The sequence below is a fragment of the Agromyces humi genome, assembly GCF_009720255.1.
GTDB classification, from domain to species: Bacteria; Actinomycetota; Actinomycetes; order Actinomycetales; family Microbacteriaceae; genus Agromyces; species Agromyces humi.
In genome coordinates, this window is sequence record NZ_WJSP02000203.1 from 1 (window position 1) to 6527 (window position 6527).

The 6527-nt window shown below is 66.8% G+C and carries 6 protein-coding genes; all 6 read left to right on the forward strand.

The window, feature by feature from the left end; all coding sequences use genetic code 11:
- Positions 1-333: 333 nt before the first annotated feature.
- Entirely contained in the window at positions 334-648 is a 315-nt protein-coding gene (locus tag GH736_RS14700; protein ID WP_159604617.1) for a hypothetical protein, read from the forward strand.
- Positions 649-654: 6 nt separating this feature from the next.
- Entirely contained in the window at positions 655-1152 is a 498-nt protein-coding gene (locus GH736_RS14705; RefSeq protein WP_159604619.1) for a hypothetical protein, read from the forward strand.
- 13 nt (positions 1153-1165) lie between these two features.
- Complete coding sequence (locus GH736_RS14710; protein ID WP_159604621.1) at positions 1166-4063, forward strand: hypothetical protein; 2898 nt, start codon at positions 1166-1168, stop codon at positions 4061-4063.
- A gap of 44 nt (positions 4064-4107) precedes the next feature.
- The gene (locus GH736_RS14715) at positions 4108-4773 is read left to right on the forward strand and encodes a hypothetical protein (protein WP_159604623.1); all 666 of its coding nucleotides are present in this window, start codon (positions 4108-4110) and stop codon (positions 4771-4773) included.
- Between the two features lie 88 nt (positions 4774-4861).
- Entirely contained in the window at positions 4862-5824 is a 963-nt protein-coding gene (locus GH736_RS14720; protein ID WP_159604625.1) for a hypothetical protein, read from the forward strand.
- Between the two features lie 132 nt (positions 5825-5956).
- Positions 5957-6527: DNA polymerase beta superfamily protein (locus GH736_RS14725; protein ID WP_159604627.1), on the forward strand; the 571-nt coding region annotated here is incomplete at its 3' end.

The following is a 6527-nucleotide window of genomic DNA, read 5'->3' on the forward strand; positions in this document are numbered from 1 at the left end:
ACGCGACGTCCACCGGGTCCGCCGTCGCCGGCACCGGAACGAGTACCCGAACCCAGACGACGGGACCGTCACGACGACCAGCGCCGACGTCACCGACGCCATCGACGTCGCTGAGGAAGCTGTGGCCATGGCCCGCAAGGTTATCCCGTTGATGCCGATCTTCTAGCCGCAGACCGCCAGCGCCCCGGACTTTTGACCGGGGCGCTTTGTCATGCCCGGTCGCCGAAGAATCGTCGGATCTGCCGCATACGTACGGGGTGCAGCGAGAAATCGCCGCATGTCTGAACACCAGACCCCGGCCGCAAGCCGGAACCCGTACATGAAAGGGATCCAATGATCATCCACACTGCTGCACAGGTCGACCTCGTCGACGCCTGGAGCGTGTTCTGGAGCACCGTCTCGTCGGCATTCGACGGGCCGCTGAAGGTCCTGCTGATCGTCGTCGGCATCGGCCTCATCGCGTTCTCGCTGCTCAAGTTCGTCTGGGACAAGCGCCGCGGCGGAAGCGCACGCCAGTCGCCGATCTGGTGGACGCTCGGCCTCGGCGGGCTCCTCATCGCCCCCGACATCCTCATCCCGCTGGCCCTCGGCATCCTCAGCTGGGTCATCAACATCGCGCTGAAGGTCATCGGGCCGGTCTTCGGCTAAGCGGGGATGTCCCTCTACTCGCTGACCCACCTCACCGGGCGGAAACGGAACGTCGACCGGAAGATCATCGTGATGACGGTGGAGGCCAACAAAGCCACCTTCATCGTCACGGTGATCTCCGTCGCCGTTTCCATCGTCCCCACCGCGATCCTCTACATCTTCATCGGCGCCATGGCCATGGTCATCATGCCGACGCTGTTCGGGATCGCCGGCTGGTGGCTTTTCCGGTACCGGTCGCAGAAGGGGCTGCAGCTGCCGATGTACAAGCTGCTCCTGGACCGCGGCCGCGCGAAGCAGCTGAAAGGCAAAGCCCTCGTCTGCGGCGTCCCGATGCCCGCCGAATCCGCCATCACCCAAATCGTCCCGTCGTCCGTCTCGGTCGACGACCCGCGGCACCCCACCGCATGGGTCCGAGACGAGAACGACCCGCATGAGTTCGCACCCGTTCACGGCCGCGCGAACACCACCACGAAGGCCACAGGCCGGACAGACATCCTCGACTAGAACGGTCACCCACATGCGCTCCGCTCCGAAGCACCGCGGCACCAACCGACGACGGTTCAACCGAACGCTGATCATCGCGGCGCTCGGAGCGGCGATCCTCACCGTCCCCACCGTCGCCATGGCAGCCACCGTCGGCGGCGACGCAATCGCCAGCGTGGGCGCGATCGTCCCGATGGCCGACGACTACGGCGGGATCACCGCGTTCCCGGACCCGAACACGCAGGGCGGCAATTCGAAGCTGATCCCGCTGAACCGGTGGTCCGAGTCGACGACCAGCCTCCACGCACGCCCGGGCGGTGACATCCTCGCGCAGGTGTGGGGCGCCGTATCCGACGGGGTCACCGGCACGTCACTCGCGTGGAACTCGGGCCTGTGGACCGCCACGAACGCCCTGTCGAACTTCGCCGCGAACCTCGAGCCGATCAAGGCCGTCGGCGCGCAGATCGACTTCGCCACCCGCAACCTCGGCGACATGCTCCTCGCGAACCCGCTCATCTTCATCCTCGTCAGCCTCGGGCTGGTCATCGGGGGAGTGTGGGCGAAGTCCCGAGGCCGCTCCGGCACAGGGATGTTCAAGCGGAGCATGTCAGTGGTCCTCGTGATCGCCGCGATCTCCGTCATGGCGATCGGCGCTCGTGGAAGCACCGGCGGTGAGAACGGTGAAGAGTACCGGGCGGGAACCGGGTCGCCGGGCTGGGTGCTCACCAAGGTCACCGACACCGTCGGGGCTGTCACCAACGGCCTCGTGGGCTCGATCACCTCATCTGGGTTCTCCACCACCGACGAACTCAACGCAGCAGGCACCAGCATGAACTGCGACGTCTACCTGCAGAACCTCCGGAACTTCTTCACCCAGTCGAAGCGACTCGACGCGAACCAGGCAGACGCCGTCTCCGCGCTCTGGCTGAACACCGGCCGCGTCGCCTGGACCGACGCTCAGTTCGGTTCCGACAACCCGTACGCCGACCGCGTCTGGTGCCACTACGCCGACCTGCAGGCCGGCGTCACCCCGGAACGTCAGATCTGGCTCACCAGCCTCGGCGTCGACGGCGGCGAGAAGCTCCGCACCACCGCGAACAAGCAGTCCAAGGCATTCGGTGTCGGATCCGACGCCTACGAGCTCGACCGCACCATGATCGGCTGGGCTGCATGCCAGTGGGCTGGGAACGGCTGGGCTGTCGACGGCGGCTTCGCAAAGAAGAAGGACGGGTCCGACTGGATCACACCCGGCATGTGCAACGCCTGGTGGACCGGAGACCAGAAGACCAACATCAGCGACGGCAAGGACGGCGGCGCCGCGTTCGACATCTCCACCGGCGGCGGCCTCGACCAGAACATCGAGGACTACACCGACAACGAGCAGGTCCTCAACTTCGTCCGCAGCTGGCAGGGCACCGACACAGGGTTCGGTGCGTCCATCACCGCAGGGTGGGCGCTCGTCGCCGGCCTAGTCTGCTTCCTCCTCTTCGGGCTCATCCTCTCGGGCGCGATCATCTGGGCGAAGTTCATGGGTGTCCTGCTCATGGCGATGCTCGTCATCACCCTGCTCGCGTCGCTGTTCTCCACCGACGGTGCAGGCAAACGATCAGCAGAGCTCGCGAAACAACTCGTCGGGTTCACGGTCGTCGCTGCAGGTGCGTCCGCGATCATGGTGCTCGTCTCCTGGCTCACCCACACCCTCGTGGTGGCCGGGAAGTCCCTCATCGGCGGTGAGGTCCTCTGGGCGCTCATCTGGACGGCCCTCGCCCCGATCCTCGCCGTGCTGGTGCTCCACCACACCTTCCAGAAGATGTTCAAGAAGCCTTCCCCGTTCACCCTCAAGGGCCTGAACGCGTGGGGTGGCGCCGGCGCCGCAGCAGCCGGCGGCATCCTCGCCGGCGGTGCGATGGAGCGGTGGAAGAACCGCGGCCAGGCAGCCGTCGAAGGCAAGGGCAAGGAGATCGGCAACCGCGCTCTCAACCGGATGACCGCCGGCCGTCTCGGCGCCCCCGGCAGCAGCGCCCCAGGTGCAGGCAAGCCCGCAGTCGGCGCCGGCGCACCCCCGAAGGCGGTCGGTGCGGTCGGCGCACGCGGCGCACAGCTCGCCGCGAAGGACGACCTGAAGGCGGTCGAAGAGCACTGGAAGGGTCAGGGCAACAAGGTCCCGATGACCGCCACCCAGCGTGCCGGACGCGCCGTCCTGGCAGGCGGCAGCGCCGTCGCCGGTGCAGGCGCCACCGCAGTGTTCGCAGGCCTCGGCCATAAGGCATCCCAGGAGAAGGTCGGAGAGCTCGCGAAGGGTGTGAAGACCAACGTCGCAGGCGCCGCGAAGCGCTCCGTCTCTGGCTACAAGGACACCGCCTACAGTGTCGCGTTCGCCGGGCTCGCCACCAAGGAAGCGCTGAAGAACCCGGAGTACCGTCAGCAGCTCCGCCAGTCCGGCGGCGCAGCGGTCAAGACCGCGGCGAAGCAGTCGGTCACCCGGTTCAAAGATTCGTACCAGTCCACGCTGAACAAGGTGCACCAGACCGTCACCCAGAACCCGGCCGGCGCCGCGAAGACTGTGGGCCTCGCCGCCGCAGGTGTCGCAGCCACCGCCCTCACCGGCGGCGCAGCAGGCCTCGTCCTCGCACCCATCGCCGTCGGCTCCAAGATCCGCCGCAACCACCACGAGCGAGCGACCGCGCACCAGGAGATGCACGCGTCGTTCGCCCAGGAACAGCAGCGGCAGAAGCAGGAAGACGAACAGCGGGTCCGCGCTGAGGTCGCCGACGCGAAGCGAGCCGAGAAGGAGCAGGCGAAGCTTGCACGGAAGGCCGCGTCGGCGTCGCAGTCAGTGTCCGCTCAGGCCCCGTCGGCGGCTCAGCCATCAGCGGCAGCCAACCGTCAGGCAGGTCCGATGGGCCCGACCCAGGCGCCCGAGCGTGGATAGCCGCATACGTACGCACGCATGACACCGCGCTCGGAGGGAATAGCATGACGTTGACGGTCGACCGCAACCATATGATCCACGGTGGAAACGGCCAGTACTCGGGCAAGGTGCAGACGGGAGCGGATCCACAGGTGCTGATTCAGCTGAGCAGCAAGGGCACGTTCCTCTACCCTCAAGGCCCGTTCCGTGATGTCGATGAGTACTTGGCGTTCTGGACTTCGGTCGACATCCCGGATCGCATTCTCGGGAACATCGCCCTTGGCTATCGCGAGGACGTCAAGCGGAGACATTACCTCGCCGAGCTCGAATGGCGAGATCTCTACGACAGTGCCAATCGATCAGAACTTACCCACAAGCACGACGCGCGAGTGCGATCGGCCCAAGCTGCCCGCGACGAAGCTTGGGCACTGTACGAAGACGAGTGGTGGAGCAGCCACCCACTGAAGATCCGGACGATCTTCCTCCGTGAAGTGGCGATCGCTGGACAGATGTCGTTGTGTCGGTCGCTCCTGCCCAAAGACGTCGAGGACCGGGTCTTTGATGTCAAGTTTCGGCTGGACGAAGACGACCTCACGGTCAGGGAGATCGTCGATCTCTACCATCTCGACCGGATCCGTGGCTACTTCGACGAGCCGGAGATCACCGCGGTTGAGCGGATCGAGGAGCTCCGCGAGGAGATCAACCGGCTGAGGAACGACCTCGCTTCCTGACATCGGCTGAACCCCACATCTTGGTGGCTGTGCGATACGATCGCGGCACCTGCGCATCCCCTCGCAGCCCGTTCAGGAGGTGCCAGTGGTGGCTTTCCGCATCGTCCCCACGCTGCTCGTCGTGGGTAGCGCCGGCGTCACCGCCGGCGGCGTCGCGGCCGGCACGGTCGGCGGCAGGCAGATCATCCAGGCGGCGAACCAGATCGAGTCGCAGACCGCGATGTACGACGAGCGCCATCGGGCGCACCTCGCGAAGGTCGACCACACCAACACCGTGCTGCGGGCGTTGCGGGATTCCCAGGAGCGGGCCGAAATCGCGGTCATCTCGCGTGCCGAGGAGCTCCTGGAGCAGCAGCCCGCCGCGGTCAGAGCGGCTGGCGCGTCCATTGCTGGATCGGCCAAGGTGAACCCGGCCGTCGTGAGCGGTCACGGTGCCGGCGCCGTAGCGAACCTCTGGGTGGTCGGGTCGAAGACCCCGGACCTCCTGAAGGCAGCCGCGACACGGTTCGGCAAGGCCAGTACCGGAAGAAGGATCGCCCTTCTCCACGGCGTCGCCGCCGAGGACGCAACGAAGGCACTGTTCGGAGGTGGAAGCGTCAGTTCCGGTGGCGGCGGCACCGCACTCGGCGTGCCCCTGCTCAACACCGCGAAGGCGAGCGTCTACGTCGGCCTCCTCGGTGTCGCCGTGAAGGTGCAGGGTACCGCCGCAGGCGCGGTGGGTAGAAAACACGGGAAGCAGCTCGAAGCCGCGGTCACACGGCTCGACGACGAGGACCAGATTCTTCGGGTGGCGCGGAAGCGCGCCCGAGAGCTGGGCGAGATCCTCGCCACGCTCAAGGCAGTGGTCGTTGAGCGGCTCGACTCCATCGATGTCGAGCAGGCCGGCAATGACGTCGACGACGAGCGAGTCCAGGAGGTACTGACTCTGGTCACCGCCCTGCAAGAGGTCGCGGCCGCACAGGTTATCGATGCGACCGGATCGCTCGACGAGCGCACCCCGCAGGTCATCGCGACGTACCGCGAGACGGGAACCGCCGCCGTCGAGCGCTGAGATCGTCTGCCCCGTCCGCTGTTCGACCGTGCCTCTCGCCGGCGGTCTCGACCCGCCATGTCAGCGAGCCAATTTTCCGCGCTCCTCGCCTGAATTCCGCGCATGTGTCTGCCGAGAAGAAAGGCAGCAGACATGCCCAGCGAACAGCGACTCTCCGCCGACGAGCAGGCTGAGTTCCCGACGATCATCCGCACCGTCGCAGGGTCCGAAGTGCACGGCACCGGCCTCGGCGACCAGGTGTCCGACATCGACCACATGGCGATCGCCGTCGAGTCGATCGATGCGGTCATGGGTCTCGACCAGTCCCCGGCCCTGTGGACCTACCGGACTGTGCACGGCCTCGCGGACGCCTCGCAGGGTCTGCACGCACGCTCCGGCGCCGGCGACCTGGACCTGACGATCTACCCGCTGCGGAAGTGGGCCGCCCTGGCAGCAGCCGGCAACCCGTCGGTGATGGTCCCGCTGTTCTGCGAGCGGAAGTACGTGCTGTCGTCGAGCCGGCTCGGCCGGTCGCTCCGGAAGAACCGGCACCGCTTCGTCACCCATCGTCTCGCCCGCAGGCACCTCGGCTACGCGGTGCGGCAGCGAGCTCGGATGGAAGGCGACCTCGCCGGCAACGTCAGCCGCCCCGAGCTCGTGTCCGAGTGGGGGTACGACGTCAAGTTCGCGGCGCACTACCTCAGGCTCGGCTACCAGGGCCTCG